The following is a 16,179-nucleotide window of genomic DNA, read 5'->3' as shown; positions in this document are numbered from 1 at the left end:
GTAACGCAAATAGTGTAATATATTTGGCAATTCTAAGAGCAGGCAGGGGTTTTTATGGTAAATAAACAACAAGGTCACATTAAAAAGTGGCAAGACGACAAAGGCTTTGGTTTTATCGAAACACAGAATGGTGATTCAATATTCTTCCATATCAATGAGTTTAAAGCGCGTCGTCGCCCTGAGGTCGGTGAGCCCGTTGTTTTTACGTTTGGGCAAGACCATCAAGGGCGTATGCAAGCAAAAGATGTACAAGAACTGAGCTTTGTGCAGCAAAAAATGGCGCAAAAGAATCAGAAAATCCGTCAGCGTAATCACAAACGTAGCATGCAAGCAGACTTTGAAGCGGGACAAAAGAAACGTTTGTTCCTTGGTGTGGGCTTTTATGGCGTATTAATCTTATTGGCTGCTATGAACAAGCTCAGCTGGCTGGTTGTGGGTTGGTATGTGGCTTTGGGTCTCATTACTTATATGATGTATGCCAAGGACAAAGCCGCTGCTCAGAATAATGATTGGCGCACACCTGAATCAACCTTGCATCTGCTAAGTGCGCTGGGCGGTTGGGTGGGCGCGATGGTTGCGCAAACGTATCTACGCCACAAGTCGCAAAAGCCTGAATTTCGAGTGGCGTATTATTTGACTGTTCTCATCAATATGGCGGGGTTATTGTTTATATTGACAGGAGGAAGCTTGAAATTTTTGCAAGGATTACTTGATTCTTTGGTATAAAAGCACTTGTTTATTTATCATAGTGAGCGGTGTAGTTTTGATGTTTAATGCTTAAGTCTAAAATAAACGGCTGATGAAACATCAAAGTTTTATATCTTGAGTGGCTGGTTGCCGTACGCTGGTATTTTGTGCGAGTATGATGAATTGTACGCAATAAGCACGATTTTTCAGGATAAACCTTAAATGGATTTAATTAATAATAAAAGGCGAACGCAAGTGATTACTTTATACAAATATACCCATCCAAGTCGCGCTGAAACGGTCATTTGGGCATTGCAGGAGCTTGGCTTAGAATATGAGACCAAAGAAATAGATGGCAAAAAAGGGGAGCAGCGAAGTCCTGAGTTTTTAGCCGTTAACCCCTTTGGTAAAATCCCTACCATCACACATGAAGGCAAACACTTTACTGAGTCGTTAGCTATTATTGAATATCTCAATGAGTTACACCCTGACAAACCTTTGACACCAAACACAGCAGATGAGAACTTCGCTGAGAAAAACTATAAACTTCGCCAAGTGATTTCATTTGGCATGATCGAGATTGAGAGTTATCTATGGATACTCACCAAAATCAAGGTATTAGACAATTATGAAAACTGGCCTGAGGGCACCGCTAACAACTGCCTGAAGTGTATCCAAAAAGCCCTGCCGATTGCTTATGCTTGGGTAGATGAGCAGGAGTATATAGCGGGGGACAGCTTTACGCTGGCAGACATTTATTATCAGCATTTGTTTTCATGGTTGAAGATGCTGGGTGTTGAGTTGCCTGAGCAGGTTCAAGATTATCTTAAAAAATTATCGAAGCGAGAGAAATTTCCTAAGAGATAATCAATCATGAATGTAAGCTGTTGAGAGTGGCGTATAGGCACAATACTCTATGCTAACTAATAGCCTTTATCAGAAAAAATGATGAATAAAAAAGGTGGGTTACGACTGCGTAACCCACCTTTTTTATTTATAAATCTAACTGTATTAATAATGCGATTTAAAACTATGACCGCGGCATTTCACGCTTTTTTTCTAAAAATAGCATGTCAATGACAATCAACGCCACACCGATACTAATGCCCATATCCGCAATATTAAAGATAGGGTAATGCCAGACATCAGCGTTGTGTACATGGATGAAGTCGATGACGTGACCATGTAGCAAGCGGTCAATGAGATTGCCAACCGCACCGCCGAGCACTAGCGCTAGACCTGTCGATAGTAGCTTGGCTTGGCGCGGGGCTTTTATCAGGTAGCCAATTAAAAATAGCGACATTATCAATGCCAATCCCGAAAAAAACCACTTCTGCCAACCACCAGCATCTGCCAAAAAGCTAAATGCCGCGCCATAGTTGTATGCCAATGTCCAATTCAGAAAAGGCTCAATCACAGGTACTGGCTCATGAAAAGTCAGCTTAGTTTCAGCCAGCCACTTCGTCCATTGATCGATGATTAGTACGACCAACGATAGGAGATACCACGTAAACGCACGACGGCCATTCGCAATCATTTTTGGCGTCTTATTCAGACGACTTTTCGGTGTCGTTGAGCTGCCTGTGGTTGCATGAGCTGGTTCAGGTGATTTATCGACTTCACCATATGGCGGCTTGTTGTCTGATGATTCTGTTGAGTTAGGCGTATGGTTAGGCATAGTGGCGCACCTCACCATCACCGCTGACGTTAGTCACGCAGCGCGCGCATAATTCTGGGTGCGTGCTATCGGTACCGATATCATCACGGATATGCCAGCAGCGTACGCACTTGGTGCCAGTTGCGGCGCTCACCTTGACCACTAAGCCTACTGATTCATCCGTGCTGGCGTCAGTTTGCTCATTTGTGCTTGTTTTATCGGCAGGAGCGTCGCTCATTGGTTTCAAAGTTGCGCTACTAGTGATTAGTACAAAGCGCAGCTCTTCACCCAGCTTGGCTAAGCTTTCATGCATTGCACCGTCAGCATATAGATTAACATCGGCAGACAAGTTAGCGTTGATGATTTTTTCACCACGTGCGGTCTCGATATGTTTATTGACCATATCCTTTGCCAACATGATACGTTGCCAGTCATCGTTGCTGATCGCGCTTAGCTCAAATTCTGGAAATTTATACCATTCTTCAGTAAATACATAACTGTCAGCGCCATGCAATACTTCCCACGCTTCTTGTGCCGTGAATGACAAAATCGGCGTAATCCAGCGAATGAGTGCCTGAACGATATGGTAAATCGCCGTTTGCGCGGAGCGACGCGGCTGTCCATCAGTCTGAGTCGTATACTGACGATCTTTGATAATATCTAAATAGAAGCTGCCCAAATCTTGCGAGCAGAACGCAGTAATATGCTGGGTGACTTGGTGAAAATCCATTGCATCATAAGCACTGATGATTTGTGCTTGCACGGTTTGCGCGCGCTCAATGATGAATTTATCAAGGCTGACTAGCTCATTGATATCGATGCTGTTGACCGCAGGATCAAAGTCATCGGTATTGGCAAGTAAGAAACGCAGGGTGTTACGGATGCGGCGATACTGATCTGTTGCGCCTTTAAAAGAGGCTTTACTTGCAGACATCTCGTAGCGATAGTCAACAGAGGCTACCCAAAGTCGCAAAAGATCAGCGCCTAGCGTGTTAAAGACATCTTGAGGCTCAAAGCCTTTTGTATTGCCTAATGATTTAGACAGTTTGCGACCGTTGGCATCAATCGTAAAACCATGCGTCAATACTTGCTTAAATGGAGGGCGACCGTACATGGCTTCAGATGTCAGTAATGACGTCTGGAACCAGCCACGATGCTGATCTGATCCTTCTAGGTAGATATCAGCTGGATTGGTCAGCTCATCACGCTGCTCAAGTACGGTAAAATGGGTCGTACCTGAGTCGAACCATACGTCTAAGGTGTCGGTTGCTTTGTCATAATCAACAGCTTCCGCGCCTAAGAAATCTTCACAGCTGGCATCAAACCAAGCTTCCACACCGCCCGCATCGATTTTTTGTGCAGCGACTTCCATCAGCTCAAGCGTGTTTGGATGCAGCTCGCCTGTTTCTTTATGGGTAAAGAAAGTGATCGGTACGCCCCATGTACGCTGGCGTGAGATACACCAGTCTGGACGACCGTTCATCATGGCTTCAATGCGGTTTTGCCCCCATGCTGGCGTCCAGCTTACTGCTGGAATATCAGCAAGAGCACGCTCACGCAAACCTTTGGCTTCCATACTGATAAACCACTGCGGGGTCGCACGGAAAATAATCGGCGACTTATGACGCCAGCAATGTGGATAGCTATGCTCAATCTTGGTATGACTGATTAGATGTCCATTGTCATGCAGTGCGGCGATGATTTTTGGATTGGCCTTATAAATGTGCTCGCCCGCAAATACCGCTGCGCTGTCCAGATAAACGCCCGTACCACTGACTGGGTTTTCAACAGGTAAGTTATATTTAAGACCTACGATATAATCGTCAAGACCGTGACCGGGTGCTGTATGGACGAGGCCAGTACCGCTATCGGTGGTCACGTGATCGCCTAAGATTAATGGGACTTGACGGTCTGCAATCAGTGGGTGCTGGGCACGCAAGCCTTCAAGCTCGCGCCCAGATACGGTAGCTAACACACCCTGATTGCTAAGTTTGAGTTCCGTTAATGCTGTTTCAACCAAATCCGCGGCTAATAGCAAATTACCTTTTTCAGTCGCCACCACACTATAGTTATGCTCAGGATGTACAGAGATGGCTTGGTTAGCAGGTAGCGTCCAAGGGGTCGTCGTCCAAATAACAGCGGCGATATTGCCCGCTACGTCAGCCAACGAGGCAACCTTATCGGTATCCAAAACATCAAAGCTCACGTAGATAGCATCAGACACTTTATCTTGGTATTCCACTTCCGCCTCAGCCAGCGCAGAGCTACAGTCCAAGCACCAGTTGACTGGCTTCATACCGCGAGTGACATGACCATTGTCATAAATTTTGGCAAGGGCGCGTACGATGTTGGCTTCTTGATGGAAGTTCATCGTTAGATATGGGTTGTCCCAATCGCCAAATACGCCTAGACGCTTAAAATCTGCCTTTTGCAATTCAATCTGGGTGCTCGCATACTCGCGGCATAGACCGCGGAACTCAGTCGCCGATACTTTTTGACCGACCTTGCCAACTTTGGCTTCGACCTTTTGCTCGATAGGCAGACCATGACAGTCCCAACCGGGGACATAAGGCGCATCAAAGCCTGATAGCGTTTTTGACTTCACGATAATGTCTTTGAGTACTTTATTAACCGCGTGACCCAAGTGAATCTGACCGTTGGCGTAAGGAGGGCCATCGTGCAAAATGTATTTGGTCGCCCCAGCACGTGCCTGACGAATTTTGCCGTACACATCATCCGCTTCCCAAGCAGCAAGCCAATCTGGCTCGCGCTTGGCAAGGTTGGCACGCATCGCAAATGGCGTGTCGGCAAGGTTTAGCGTGTCTTTATAATCTTGGTTTGGCGTATCAGTACTTTTATCAGTCATAGAAGATGTCTTTTTAGAAGATGGATTAAAAATCGATGTAAAGTCAGATGTGACATTTAGGGTAATGCTTAGCTGGCTGCTTAACCGTTGATGATCGCTTTCTCACTTATAATATATCGCTGTGCATCAACGTCATAAATATGCTCACGTCAATAATAAATGCTATCGAGACGAATGCAACATAAAATATGCTTATGGATAATAAAATACCGTGATAGCAATAAACTAAAAAGAGGCAATGAGATTGCCAGCTATTATATGACAAAAAAGCTAGGGTAAAAAGAGCTGGTCAGTATTGTCCTTATTTTAGCCAAAACCAATCATTTATATGAGTGATGCAGCATCTATTGAATCATACGGATGGCAAGTGCCATTGTCTATCGATTGGGCTCTAAATAATTGGACTCTAAACAGGAGGCTAAGCGTTAAAAAACTGATGATAACCATAAGCGCAATTTCAGCGACCATAAGGGTTGAATGCCCGTCAACCCTTGAGTCATCTCGCCATTCTTTAATATGACATACGAAGGCGTCACTTGTCCTTGCCAATCAGCGAAGATGCTGCCTTCTTGATCATTTATCGTCGTAAAGCGATAGCTGTTTTCATTAAGGTAGCGATTCAGCTCTTGGTCAGTACCTGATTTAATGGCAATCGTAACGACTGGATAATCATTTGCGGCGGCAAGTTTGTCTATGGTCGGCGAGGTGATACTACAAATGGGACACCACGTGCCCCAAAAATACACCAGCGTTGGTTGTTCATTGCTCAGCGCCGCTAAGTCAACGACTTGCCCTTGATAATCGGTCAGTTGCAATTGCGGGTTGGCGGGCATGATAGGTTGTCGCCACCAATTAATAGCGGTATAAATAACAGCAAATACCAAGCCATATATGAGGAGATTTTTAGCGATAGACAACCCCTTTTGCTTGGGCGTTTTCTTTGGCTTTTTAATGGATTTTTCAGTATCAGTCGTCATAATGGCTGCTTTTTTGCTATAGGTTTTGTATAAATGGCTTTGATAAGTGGTTGTTGATAGATAAAAATAAACGGCTGAAATGTCAGCCGTATTATTCATAAATTTTATTAAACCGTGTTCAGTGTTGGTATTTTAAAGTGACTGATTAAGGTTTTTGCGCACGGTTTTGTAATGGATCACCGAGCAGGACACTACCAGAGTTTTCGAGGCGCTCATCATCGCTTAGCTTACTGGCTGATACTTTAGATTTTCTCTTCCATTTCAAACTATACAAGTCATCACGGCGATCAAGCAGATTATGTACCGAACCTTCGTTACGGACATGAATAAGCTTGTCTAAGTTCACATCTGAGAAAAATACCATCTCAGTGTTGGCAGTGGTTTCTGCCATAATCGCATCATGCGGGAAAGCAAAATCTGATGGCGAGAAGATAGAAGACTGTGCGTATTGAATATCGAGACTTTCAACCTGTGGTAAGTTACCAACCGAACCACAAATCATCACATAGCATTCGTTTTCAATCGCACGTGCTTGGGCGCAGTGGCGCACGCGTAGATAGCCGTTTTGCGTGTCTGTCCAAAATGGCACGAATAAGATGTCCATATCATCAAGTGCCATGAGGCGGGCAAGCTCAGGGAATTCAACGTCATAACAGACCAAAATACCAATACGACCGGCATCGGTATCAAACACCTTAACCTCGTCACCGCCTTCGATGACCCAAGCGCTACGCTCATGCGGGGTAATATGGATTTTGCGCTGCTCTTCGACCGTACCATCGCGGCGGCACAAGTAGCTGACATTATATAACGTATCGTCCTCGTCTAAGTACGGCATCGAGCCTGTAATGACGTTGACGTTGTAGCTGACCGCTAAATGCGATATCTCATTTTTAAACCATTCGGTATAACCAGCTAAAAATCGAATAGCGACGTTTTGATCCGTCGATTCACACAGACCCATCAACGGTGCGTTAAAGAACTCTGGTAAACAAGCAAAGTCAGAATTGTAATCAGCCATAATATCGACAAAGAATTCGACTTGTTGCAGCAGCTCTTCAGGTGACTCGACTTCACGCATTTGCCATTGGATGCCACCAATACGCACCTCAGACTTACGAGTGTTTGGCTTATAATCTTGCGGCTCGTAATAAATATTTGCCCACTCAAGTAGAGTAGCAAAACCTTTAGATTGTTTATCGTCAGGCAAATAAGCCGTTAAGATACGCTTGACGATAAAGCCATTTGAGAGTTGGAAAGACAATGCAGAATCATGAATTTCACGAGCCGCGACGGCTTCAATATATTCGCCAGGTGTGAGATCTTGATGGTTATGATAGTTCGGGATACGACCACCAGCCAAAATAGCTCGGAAGTTTAACTGGCGACACAGCTCTTTACGGGCATCGTATAATCGACGTCCTAGGCGATAACCACGGTATTCAGGGTCGATCAGCGCATCTAAACCGTAAATAGCATCGCCTTCAGGGTTGTCTCTGATAATCTCTTTATGACCAATCAAGTCGTCGTAGGTATGCGGGTTAGAAAACGTGGCATAATCAACACGCATAGATAACACGATACCAATCAATTGATCATGATCAAATAAAGCGATCTGACCTTCGGGGAAGGCATCGATTAAGGTATTAATAGTGTTCTTTGACCATGCACCGCCTAAGTTGACATAGACACGATCCATTAATGCTTTTAATTGTGGATAGTCTTTTTTCTTGATTTCAGCGATGGTTAGATGAAAGTCGTCTAGTTTTTCTATTTTGCTCATAATGTTCCTGTTTTGGATCTTTATTAATTTTAGTGATATCAAATAGCATGCGTTGCCACAATTCGGTTGGCAATTTTTTTCGGTTGGCAATTTTTTGTGTAAAAAAAGTGATAAAAATATTCCAATCATAAAATATTATCGTTACAATCAATTATCACTGTATTTACAATAAGTTATGAAAATGATTTATCTTATGAATTCTGTCAGATTTGGCGTTACTGACGTGTTTTTTGAATCTCATATCATTTTAAAGTAGCTATAAATTTAAATTAAAGTGTCTGTAAATTAAATTAGCTATGAATTAAAGTAACTATAAAATTTTTCATAATGTTCACAAACCGTCGTTGGGGTTAATACAAGCCAAGTGTTTGGTACAGCTTCTAACCTGAAGATGTCAGTACAGATATTTTGTTAGCTTAACATTATTTTTAAATATCATATCTTAGAATGCTTAGTTTTGATCTATTTGGTTTTGGTCTATTTGTTTTGCTGGTTATCATAACAAGCTACTCAAGTAATGACAGTTTAACGTGGTAACTATTTGCTACGTTTTTGTGAGTCGCTGTCTTTTTTTATTGGGGCGTCGTTGTGTTTGTTTTGTTTAGCCGTATTTAATCGGCTTTTTAGGATTGTTTTATTATGCCCTCAAGTCACAACAATAGAGTCAGTAGCTGGGATGAGATAGAAGACTCAGCGCTGGTTCAATTGGTGTATGTTAGTAGTTTGACGCTTGTCTCACGTTTAAGCGCCTCTATATTTGATGAAGTAGAATGTCATGCGCGTAACTATAATCAACAGCATGGCATTACAGGTACTCTATGTTATGGTAGTGGTCATTTTTTGCAATGCATCGAAGGTGAGAAAGCGCACGTATTTGCCTTAAAGCAACGCATATTTGCGGATAAGCGCCATAAGAATACTGAAATATTGCTGTTACAGACGATAGAACATCGCCGTTTTGCGGATTGGCGTATGCGCTTATTATTTTTAGAGCGTTGGTTATGGTCACCAGCGAGCAAAAAGCAAGCCGCACAGTTATCGCTATATTTGCCATTTGCGCCGCATAATTGGTCGCCTGATCGTACCGAGAATTTTTTACAAATCATCAAAACCTTTGATACGCCGCCACATATTAAAGCGGCTGGTATTACCTATAATGCACTGGGCAACATGTTTCGTCATATCGCCGCCCCGCATCAAGCATTTTTAATCGTTCAAGGTTTTTTAAGTGTGTTATTAGTGGTAGCGCTAGTGTTGTTATTTTTATAAATAATCACTTTTATAAGACAAAAAAAAGACGCTAAATATCAATGTTTAGCGTCATTTTTTATGCCATTTTAATTATGAGCTTAATCATTGAATAAGCACTTACATATCAAAAATCTTGCCACGGTTCATAATGTTATTCGGATCAAAGACTTTTTTTACCTCTCGTAAGTACTCAATCTCAGTCTCACTGCGGCTATATTGTAAATAAGGCTTTTTAGTCATACCGACGCCATGCTCAGCCGAAACCGAACCGCCATACTTTTGCACCGTCTCAAACACGTGTTTGTTGACGATTTGACACTCTGCAAAGAAATCATCTTTACTCATGTCTTCAGGCTTTAGAATATTAAGATGCAAGTTGCCATCGCCAATATGACCGAACCAGCAAACCTCAAAGTCAGGGTAGTTACTGCTGACGATGTGATCAATCTCGGTGATAAACTCAGGGACATAGCTTATCAGTACAGATACATCGTTTTTATAAGGCGTAAATACTGAGATGGTCTCAGAAATGTATTCGCGCAATTTCCACAGCTCTTCAGCCTGTGCCAAGCTCTGGCTCATGACACCATCGACGACCCAGCCTTGCTCCATACAATGCTCAAATATCGCCATGGCTTTATCCATGATAGGCTCGTATGGTGCTTCGAACTCTAATAGCGTATAGAACTTGGTGCGCGACTCAAATGGCTCTTGTACTTGACCATGTGCCATCAACTTATCAATCGCCACATCATCAAAGAATTCAAACGCGGTCAAGTCAATCTTCGCTTGGAAGGCTGATAGCACATTCATGACATCATTAAAGCTGTCCATGCCCAGTACCATGACATTTAAGTCTTGCGGCTGACGCTCAAGCTTAACTTGTGCATGGGTCACAAGCCCAAGTGTGCCTTCGCTACCGATAAACAATTGACGCAAGTCATAACCAGTGGCGTTTTTGACCATACCGCGGTTGAGCTGCAAGATATCGCCTTTACCAGTGACCACTGTCAGCCCCATAATCCATTGACGAGTCATGCCATAGCGTATGACTTTGATACCGCCTGCATTGGTGCCAATATTGCCACCGATTTGACTTGAGCCAGCTGAGGCAAAGTCAACAGGGTAGTACAAGTCTTTAGACTCTGCGAATGCTTGCAACTGCTGCGTGATGACACCTGCTTCGACTTCAACTATTCGATCGGCAGGATAGAACTGTCCAATCTGGTTCATTTTATCCATACTAACGACTATCTCGCCATTAGCAGCCACGGCACCAGCAGACAGGCCTGTACGACCGCCACTTGGGGTGAGGACGACGTTGTGCTCATTGGCCAGCAGTACGATAGTCTGTACTTGTTCAGTGGTCTTTGGAAAGACGATGGCAGAGGCAGCAGGGGCAAAGTGCTTGGTCCAGTCTTTACCCCAATGCTCTAAACTCTCAGCATCAGTTTTGATTTGGGTCGGGTCGAAACTATGGGTATCAGTGAGCGTGCTCAGGATGGTTTGCACGGCATTGGTTTCGGATGTGGGCTGAGCGGTAGTTGGCGTCATGGTCAAATCTCAATATTGGCGTAAGCACGATGCTGGGACTGTTTATTATATAGCGAAATAACTATAAATTCAGTGATGAGTCAGCTCGTAGAGTTAATAAGTGGGTGATAATTTTTACCTATAAGAAGAGGTAAGTAATAAATAATTGATTCGATCGGTTTCAAACAGAATAATTCACTATAGCATAAAATTTTTTCAGGCTTGATAACCAATAATTCATCTAATCTGCTAACATCGACCTCAAATTTTGTGTAAGATATCGGGACTGTTTTCGTTTCATCCATCATAGATTATCCAACAGGTAATCTTATAAAACAATTATAGGACAGTTCTCATATGGCGTTATCACTACAAAAAGACAAAATCCGGTTTTTATTGCTTGAAGGTCTACATGACAATGCCCTAAAAGTATTGGAAGGAGCTGGTTACCACAACATCGAGAATATCAGTCACGCTTTAGATCAAGACGAGCTGATCGAAAAGATCAAAGATGCGCACTTTATCGGTATTCGTTCGCGCACTCAGTTGACGCGTGAAGTACTTGAGCACGCACACAAGCTTATCGGCATTGGTTGCTTTTGTATTGGTACCAATCAAGTAGATCTAGACGCCGCTCGTGATCTTGGTATCCCTGTCTTTAACGCGCCATTCTCGAACACTCGTTCGGTAGCTGAGCTAGTATTGGCCGAAGCCATCATGCTGTACCGCGGTATTCCTGAAAAGAATGCAACCGTACATCGCGGCGGCTGGGGTAAGTCTGCGACCAACTCACACGAAGTGCGTGGCAAGACTATCGGTATCGTCGGTTATGGCTCTATCGGTTCGCAGCTGTCTGTCTTAGCAGAAAGCTTCGGTATGAAAGTCATCTATCATGATGCTGTGACCAAATTGCCACTAGGCAACGCGGTACAAGTTGGTAGCCTAGAAGAGTTACTATCAACGGCTGATATCGTGACATTGCATGTACCTGATGTGCCAAGCACTCGCTATATGATGAAAGCTGAGCAGTTCGCTCAGATGAAAGAAGGCAGCTACTTTATCAATGCGGCTCGTGGTACGTGCGTCGAGATTGATGATCTAGCAGATGCGCTTGAGTCTGGTAAAATCTTGGGCGCGGCTATCGATGTATTCCCAAAAGAGCCAAAATCAGCTGACGAAGAGTTTGAGTCACCACTACGTAAGTTTGATAATGTGATTTTGACGCCGCATATCGGTGGTTCAACACAAGAAGCACAGGCCAATATCGGACTGGAAGTAGCAGATAAGTTTGTTAGATACTCTGACCAAGGTGATACGGCGACTGCTGTGAACTTCCCAGAAGTTTCTATCCCGTTCAAAGAAAACTCGCATCGTCTACTACACATTCACAAAAACGTGCCAGGCGTACTTTCTCAGATTAACCGCTTATTTGCTGAAGCTGGCATCAACATCCTAGCGCAGAGCCTGATGACAGAAGGTGATGTTGGTTATCTAGTGATGGATGTCGATTATAACGATTCGACCGCTGCACTAGACCAATTAAAAGATGTAGAAGAGACGATTCGCGTGCGTATTTTGTTTTAAATAATATTTGCATGCAAACATAATTTTTAGTATAGCAATAGCAGACCATCAGTAAGATAGTCTGCTATTTTTTTGTCTTAAATCAAGCAATTGCAATGTTCAATCATGGCATTGATGCTTTTTATTTATGAGTAACACAAATTATAGCGAATGTAAGTTTTACATTCACTATACTCATTTTTATATAAGTTAATATTATCTTAATTATACGGTCTTATTAACAATATAAACTACACCAGTACATTAAGCCTATAATGATAAATATATTTTTAATGAACAACATGATTGATTATGTTTTCGAGGTAAATCACGGTTATTTTCTGCGGACAGGCATACTTAAAAATGGTAAATAGCTTGCTGAAGAAGATGATTCATTTAACACATACAATTGACTGAATAGGATGATTCATGAAAAACAACTTACTCAAGGCAGCTGCATTTGGTAGCGTATTAGCCATGACTGCAACGGCTAGCCATGCTGCTGGTGATCAAGATAAATATCAATTATCTAGTCATATCTTAGATATTAGTACGGGCAAACCAGCACCAAACGTCAATGTAAAACTGATGATGCAAGAGAAAACTGGTAGCTGGAAATTGCTTAATGCGCAAAAGACTGATAATAATGGTCGTATCGGCAACTTCTTACCGAATCAAGACGGTGTTGAGCATGACGGTACTTATAAGTTGATTTTCGAGACGACTCCTTATTTCCGAAATCAAGGTCTAGAGTCTTTCTATCCATATGTTGAAGTCAATTTTAATATCGAAGGCGATAACCATTACCATGTGCCAATTACTTTGTCTCCATACGGCTATAGCACTTACCGCGGTAGCTAAGCCACATTACGTACTCAATAAGTCATAAGTTAGTACTAATAAAGCAAAAAGGACGCCCCAATCAAATATTTGATTGGGGCGTCCTTTTTGCTTTTATCCATCTTAAACTTATTCAGCGTTAGCTTTATTGGCTTCCTCTGCTTGACGACGTGCTTCAATTTTAGCGGCTTTGCGTTTCTCAATCACATCAATCACATCACTACCAATATGCGCTTCGCCACGTTTCTTCGCCAGCTGCATTTGATGCTCGCGCTCACGAAAGCGTGCTTTTTGCTCGTCGGTCGCTTTATCAATGCAGTGTGGGCAAGACTCGCCTTTGATATAAGCAAGGCTTTGCATGTCATCGACAGTAATGGGCATACGGCAGGCGAAGCATTGCTCATAGTTGCCTTTTTCTAAGTTATGATTGACCGACACGCGGTTATCAAAAACGAAGCAATCGCCTTGCCACATAGAGTCGCTGGCTGGAATTTCTTCTAGATATTTTAAGATACCACCTTCTAAATGATACACCTCTTCAAAGCCTTGCTCACGCATATAAGCAGTAGATTTCTCACAGCGTATACCACCGGTACAGAACATCGCGACTTTTTTATGTTTGGCTGGATCCATCTCTTTTGCGACGTACTCTGGGAACTCGCGGAACGTTTCAGTATTTGGATTGACGGCATTTTGGAACGTACCGATTTTAACTTCATAATCATTACGCGTATCAATCAAGATGACATCAGGGTCTGAGATTAACGCATTCCATTCGCTTGGTTTTACATAGCGTCCAACTGATTGCAAAGGATCGATATTCTCTACGCCCATGGTAACGATTTCTTTTTTGAGCTTCACTTTGGTACGATAAAAAGGCTGAGCATCGGTATAAGATTCTTTAAAGGTAAAGCTGCCAATCGCTTCGATACTGCGCAGATACTCAAGGACGTTATCGATACCTTGGCGTGTGCCAGAAATCGTACCATTAATGCCTTCATTAGCAATCAATAACGTGCCTTTGACATCATTATCGAGCATATTATTTAAAATTAACTCGCGGTATTGCTCGAAATCGCTAAAACGCGTGAACTTATATAGAGCAGCAACGACGATGTTATTGGTGACACTGTCATAGGCTGGGGCTGATTTGTTGTCGGTGACAGTGCTGTTTTGGATATTGCTAGCTGTATTATGGTCTTGAATGGTACTCATGTTTTTCTCCTGCTGGCTAGGTCGCAAACCTAGTGCATTGGGTTTAGGGTGCTTTTTAAAATTAACGGTTGAAATTAATTGGTAATGCTATAACACTAGCGCAATTGTGGAATTGACTAATGCGGGCGTAGTGTAGCAAATTTTGCAGAGTTTTTGAACATAACTCATACCCATAATGTTCGCAATATGAAGATATAGTGTACGAAAAACCTCTCATGGATTGAAATCTCTACAGTTAAAACAAAAAATAGGTAATTGTAGTCATCACAGTTCTTTCACAAAAGTAGCTTGTACTCGCTTCGAAATAAGAATGTAGGGTATCCATATAAGACAAGCGACAAGCGTTCGAACCAGCTCTTTAGTCGTATCAGGATCGAAAATAGGATCATTAGGGAAAATAATTTTAACCGCCATCGCATCGATAATGATGAATACGAGAGTAAACAGTAGAATGCCGATATAGAACTTTGGAAAGACAGCCTTCTTCAAGAAGAATAAGAATCCAACAAATATCCATGTGAGCACTAATGCACCATTAATAGTCATTTCTGCTAATATGATTGGCGCCCACATAGGATGATACGCTTCGGTTCCTGATGAGGTCAATATATCCCAAGAACCATCTTTGAATATTTCAGAATAAAGTGGAAAAATAAGAAAGATGATTCGTAAAGGTGAAGCTACTATCCCAAGAGCAACCAACCACAGCCAACCGCCTATCCCTTCTAACGGTTCTTCGCCTATCCCTTTTAAGTGTTCTGCCACCAAATTCTCCTTTAGTCATTGATTTAAAATTAAGCTGTAACTAGTAAACGTTGTCTCATGATAAGTCAACCTAAGCTGATATTATAGATAATAAAAACCCAGCAGTTACGCTGGGTCTTTATTGTCTCAAATTTTATTAACTGGTTTACTTACTCTGGAACCAAGTATCCGCTTTGCTACGAGCGCTAGCGATATCTGAGCTTGATAAGTTCAATGCCAATTGTCCGATTTTACCGCGTGCTTTATTACGTACTTTTTCATCAAGCATACCATCACGGGCAGCCAAATCGTACCATTTATAAGCATCGACGAGATTTTTTTGCTTTTCATCGAGCAATGCAAGGGTATAGCTGGCACGGTTATCGCCACGCATAGCGGCTTTTTCTAACCAAACTTTCGCTTGTTGCAAGTTAGGCTGCACACCTTCACCACGCAAATACATGATGGCAAGATTCAACTGAGCAGGGGCAACGCCTTGCTGAGCCGCTTTGGTATACCACTGGATAGCTTGTTGGGTATTCTTTGCAATGCCTTCGCCTTTCTGTAAGCGCTTGGCTAAATAAAACTGAGCGTGATCGTTACCTTGGGCAGCGCGGTTAGACAGTTCACTAACTGGCATTAGCTCAAAACGTGACGTATCAAGTGGCACGTTTGATATTAACTCAGCGTTTGCTAGACCTGCACAAGAAAATAAGGCAGTAAACAACGCAGCTTTTAATAATTTCATAGCAGCTCCAAAATTAGGCAGTTAATAAGCAAAAAAAGTTGCACCGCTAAAAGGGTTTAGACGGCGATAACAATTAGGTGAAATCTTGCGATACCAACTTACCTAATCATTAGCAATATAATTAATCGATGTGTTGTGGCAAATTCCTTTAATCGAACCGATAAACGGTCAGAATCAGGGTGCGATTGACACTATTTTGCTAGCTTAACACCCAAACTTACGAAACTCAAATACTAATTACATGATTTAATGCTTATTCATACCTCATTGTCCTCAATAAAATCATAGAGTTACTTAAGCGTAAGAATAAATTAA

Annotated in this window: 13 protein-coding genes; 5 read left to right on the top strand and 8 right to left on the bottom strand. The window is 42.5% G+C overall.

Translation table 11 applies throughout. From position 1 onward, the window contains the following. Nucleotides 1–54 precede the first annotated feature (54 nt). Both JMX95_RS02825 and JMX95_RS02820 read left to right on the top strand, forming a co-directional pair. Nucleotides 55–726, top strand: coding sequence for a DUF1294 domain-containing protein (locus JMX95_RS02825; RefSeq protein WP_201559993.1), 672 nt, complete (start codon nucleotides 55–57; stop codon nucleotides 724–726). A gap of 183 nt (nucleotides 727–909) precedes the next feature. After that, the gene (locus JMX95_RS02820) at nucleotides 910–1,554 is read left to right on the top strand and encodes a glutathione S-transferase family protein (protein ID WP_201559992.1); all 645 of its coding nucleotides are present in this window, start codon (nucleotides 910–912) and stop codon (nucleotides 1,552–1,554) included. A gap of 163 nt (nucleotides 1,555–1,717) precedes the next feature. Here JMX95_RS02820 and lspA read toward each other — a convergent pair whose 3' ends face one another. The 4 genes from lspA to JMX95_RS02800 all read right to left on the bottom strand — a co-directional run bounded on the left by lspA (nucleotide 1,718) and on the right by JMX95_RS02800 (nucleotide 7,970). Beyond that, the gene (lspA, locus tag JMX95_RS02815) at nucleotides 1,718–2,365 is read right to left on the bottom strand and encodes a signal peptidase II (RefSeq protein ID WP_083475780.1); all 648 of its coding nucleotides are present in this window, start codon (nucleotides 2,363–2,365) and stop codon (nucleotides 1,718–1,720) included. Further along, the gene (gene ileS, locus JMX95_RS02810; protein ID WP_201559991.1) at nucleotides 2,358–5,210 is read right to left on the bottom strand and encodes an isoleucine--tRNA ligase; all 2,853 of its coding nucleotides are present in this window, start codon (nucleotides 5,208–5,210) and stop codon (nucleotides 2,358–2,360) included. The genes lspA and ileS overlap by 8 nt, the downstream gene beginning before the upstream one ends. A gap of 425 nt (nucleotides 5,211–5,635) precedes the next feature. Further along, a complete protein-coding gene (locus JMX95_RS02805; RefSeq protein ID WP_201555006.1) occupies nucleotides 5,636–6,187 on the bottom strand; it encodes a protein disulfide oxidoreductase in 552 nt (183 codons plus the stop codon). Nucleotides 6,188–6,332: 145 nt separating this feature from the next. Then, nucleotides 6,333–7,970: a carbon-nitrogen hydrolase family protein gene (locus JMX95_RS02800; protein ID WP_045453728.1), complete on the bottom strand. Its 1,638-nt coding sequence runs from the start codon at nucleotides 7,968–7,970 to the stop codon at nucleotides 6,333–6,335. Between the two features lie 639 nt (nucleotides 7,971–8,609). Here JMX95_RS02800 and JMX95_RS02795 point away from each other — a divergent pair. Next, nucleotides 8,610–9,239 (top strand): BLUF domain-containing protein, encoded by a 630-nt coding sequence (locus JMX95_RS02795; RefSeq protein ID WP_201552923.1) that lies wholly within the window; start codon nucleotides 8,610–8,612, stop codon nucleotides 9,237–9,239. Nucleotides 9,240–9,338: 99 nt separating this feature from the next. Here the strand turns inward: JMX95_RS02795 and JMX95_RS02790 are convergent, their stop codons facing one another. Then, on the bottom strand, nucleotides 9,339–10,775 hold the full coding sequence (locus tag JMX95_RS02790; protein ID WP_201559990.1) for an FAD-binding oxidoreductase: 1,437 nt from the start codon (nucleotides 10,773–10,775) through the stop codon (nucleotides 9,339–9,341). A gap of 336 nt (nucleotides 10,776–11,111) precedes the next feature. Between JMX95_RS02790 and serA the strand changes: the two genes are divergently transcribed. Both serA and uraH read left to right on the top strand, forming a co-directional pair. After that, entirely contained in the window at nucleotides 11,112–12,338 is a 1,227-nt protein-coding gene (gene serA / locus JMX95_RS02785; protein WP_057758460.1) for a phosphoglycerate dehydrogenase, read from the top strand. Between the two features lie 408 nt (nucleotides 12,339–12,746). Further along, nucleotides 12,747–13,178, top strand: a complete 432-nt coding sequence (uraH, locus tag JMX95_RS02780; RefSeq protein WP_201539760.1) for a hydroxyisourate hydrolase — start codon at nucleotides 12,747–12,749, stop codon at nucleotides 13,176–13,178. Nucleotides 13,179–13,286: 108 nt separating this feature from the next. Here the strand turns inward: uraH and JMX95_RS02775 are convergent, their stop codons facing one another. From JMX95_RS02775 to JMX95_RS02765, 3 genes are all read right to left on the bottom strand, one after another. Continuing rightward, nucleotides 13,287–14,372 (bottom strand): rhodanese-related sulfurtransferase, encoded by a 1,086-nt coding sequence (locus JMX95_RS02775; protein ID WP_227675943.1) that lies wholly within the window; start codon nucleotides 14,370–14,372, stop codon nucleotides 13,287–13,289. Nucleotides 14,373–14,636: 264 nt separating this feature from the next. Continuing rightward, nucleotides 14,637–15,137, bottom strand: coding sequence for a DUF2569 domain-containing protein (locus JMX95_RS02770; protein ID WP_198329678.1), 501 nt, complete (start codon nucleotides 15,135–15,137; stop codon nucleotides 14,637–14,639). A 145-nt stretch (nucleotides 15,138–15,282) separates the two neighbouring features. Continuing rightward, nucleotides 15,283–15,864, bottom strand: coding sequence for a tetratricopeptide repeat protein (locus tag JMX95_RS02765; RefSeq protein ID WP_045443681.1), 582 nt, complete (start codon nucleotides 15,862–15,864; stop codon nucleotides 15,283–15,285). Nucleotides 15,865–16,179 lie beyond the last annotated feature (315 nt).

It is taken from the genome of Psychrobacter sp. NC44, from assembly GCF_904846655.1.
Taxonomy (GTDB): Bacteria; Pseudomonadota; Gammaproteobacteria; order Pseudomonadales; family Moraxellaceae; genus Psychrobacter.
Note: the sequence above shows the minus strand (reverse complement) of the source record. Positions and strands in the feature narration are given on the sequence as shown.

What these genes read in the sequence shown, in the direction of transcription:
- JMX95_RS02825 (WP_201559993.1), top strand. Translation starts at nt 55, where the DNA reads ATGGTAAATAAACAACAAGGTCACATTAAAAAGTGGCAAGACGACAAA.
- JMX95_RS02820 (WP_201559992.1), top strand. Translation starts at nt 910, where the DNA reads ATGGATTTAATTAATAATAAAAGGCGAACGCAAGTGATTACTTTATAC.
- lspA (WP_083475780.1), bottom strand. Translation starts at nt 2,365, where the DNA reads ATGCCTAACCATACGCCTAACTCAACAGAATCATCAGACAACAAGCCG.
- ileS (WP_201559991.1), bottom strand. Translation starts at nt 5,210, where the DNA reads ATGACTGATAAAAGTACTGATACGCCAAACCAAGATTATAAAGACACG.
- JMX95_RS02805 (WP_201555006.1), bottom strand. Translation starts at nt 6,187, where the DNA reads ATGACGACTGATACTGAAAAATCCATTAAAAAGCCAAAGAAAACGCCC.
- JMX95_RS02800 (WP_045453728.1), bottom strand. Translation starts at nt 7,970, where the DNA reads ATGAGCAAAATAGAAAAACTAGACGACTTTCATCTAACCATCGCTGAA.
- JMX95_RS02795 (WP_201552923.1), top strand. Translation starts at nt 8,610, where the DNA reads ATGCCCTCAAGTCACAACAATAGAGTCAGTAGCTGGGATGAGATAGAA.
- JMX95_RS02790 (WP_201559990.1), bottom strand. Translation starts at nt 10,775, where the DNA reads ATGACGCCAACTACCGCTCAGCCCACATCCGAAACCAATGCCGTGCAA.
- serA (WP_057758460.1), top strand. Translation starts at nt 11,112, where the DNA reads ATGGCGTTATCACTACAAAAAGACAAAATCCGGTTTTTATTGCTTGAA.
- uraH (WP_201539760.1), top strand. Translation starts at nt 12,747, where the DNA reads ATGAAAAACAACTTACTCAAGGCAGCTGCATTTGGTAGCGTATTAGCC.
- JMX95_RS02775 (WP_227675943.1), bottom strand. Translation starts at nt 14,372, where the DNA reads ATGAGTACCATTCAAGACCATAATACAGCTAGCAATATCCAAAACAGC.
- JMX95_RS02765 (WP_045443681.1), bottom strand. Translation starts at nt 15,864, where the DNA reads ATGAAATTATTAAAAGCTGCGTTGTTTACTGCCTTATTTTCTTGTGCA.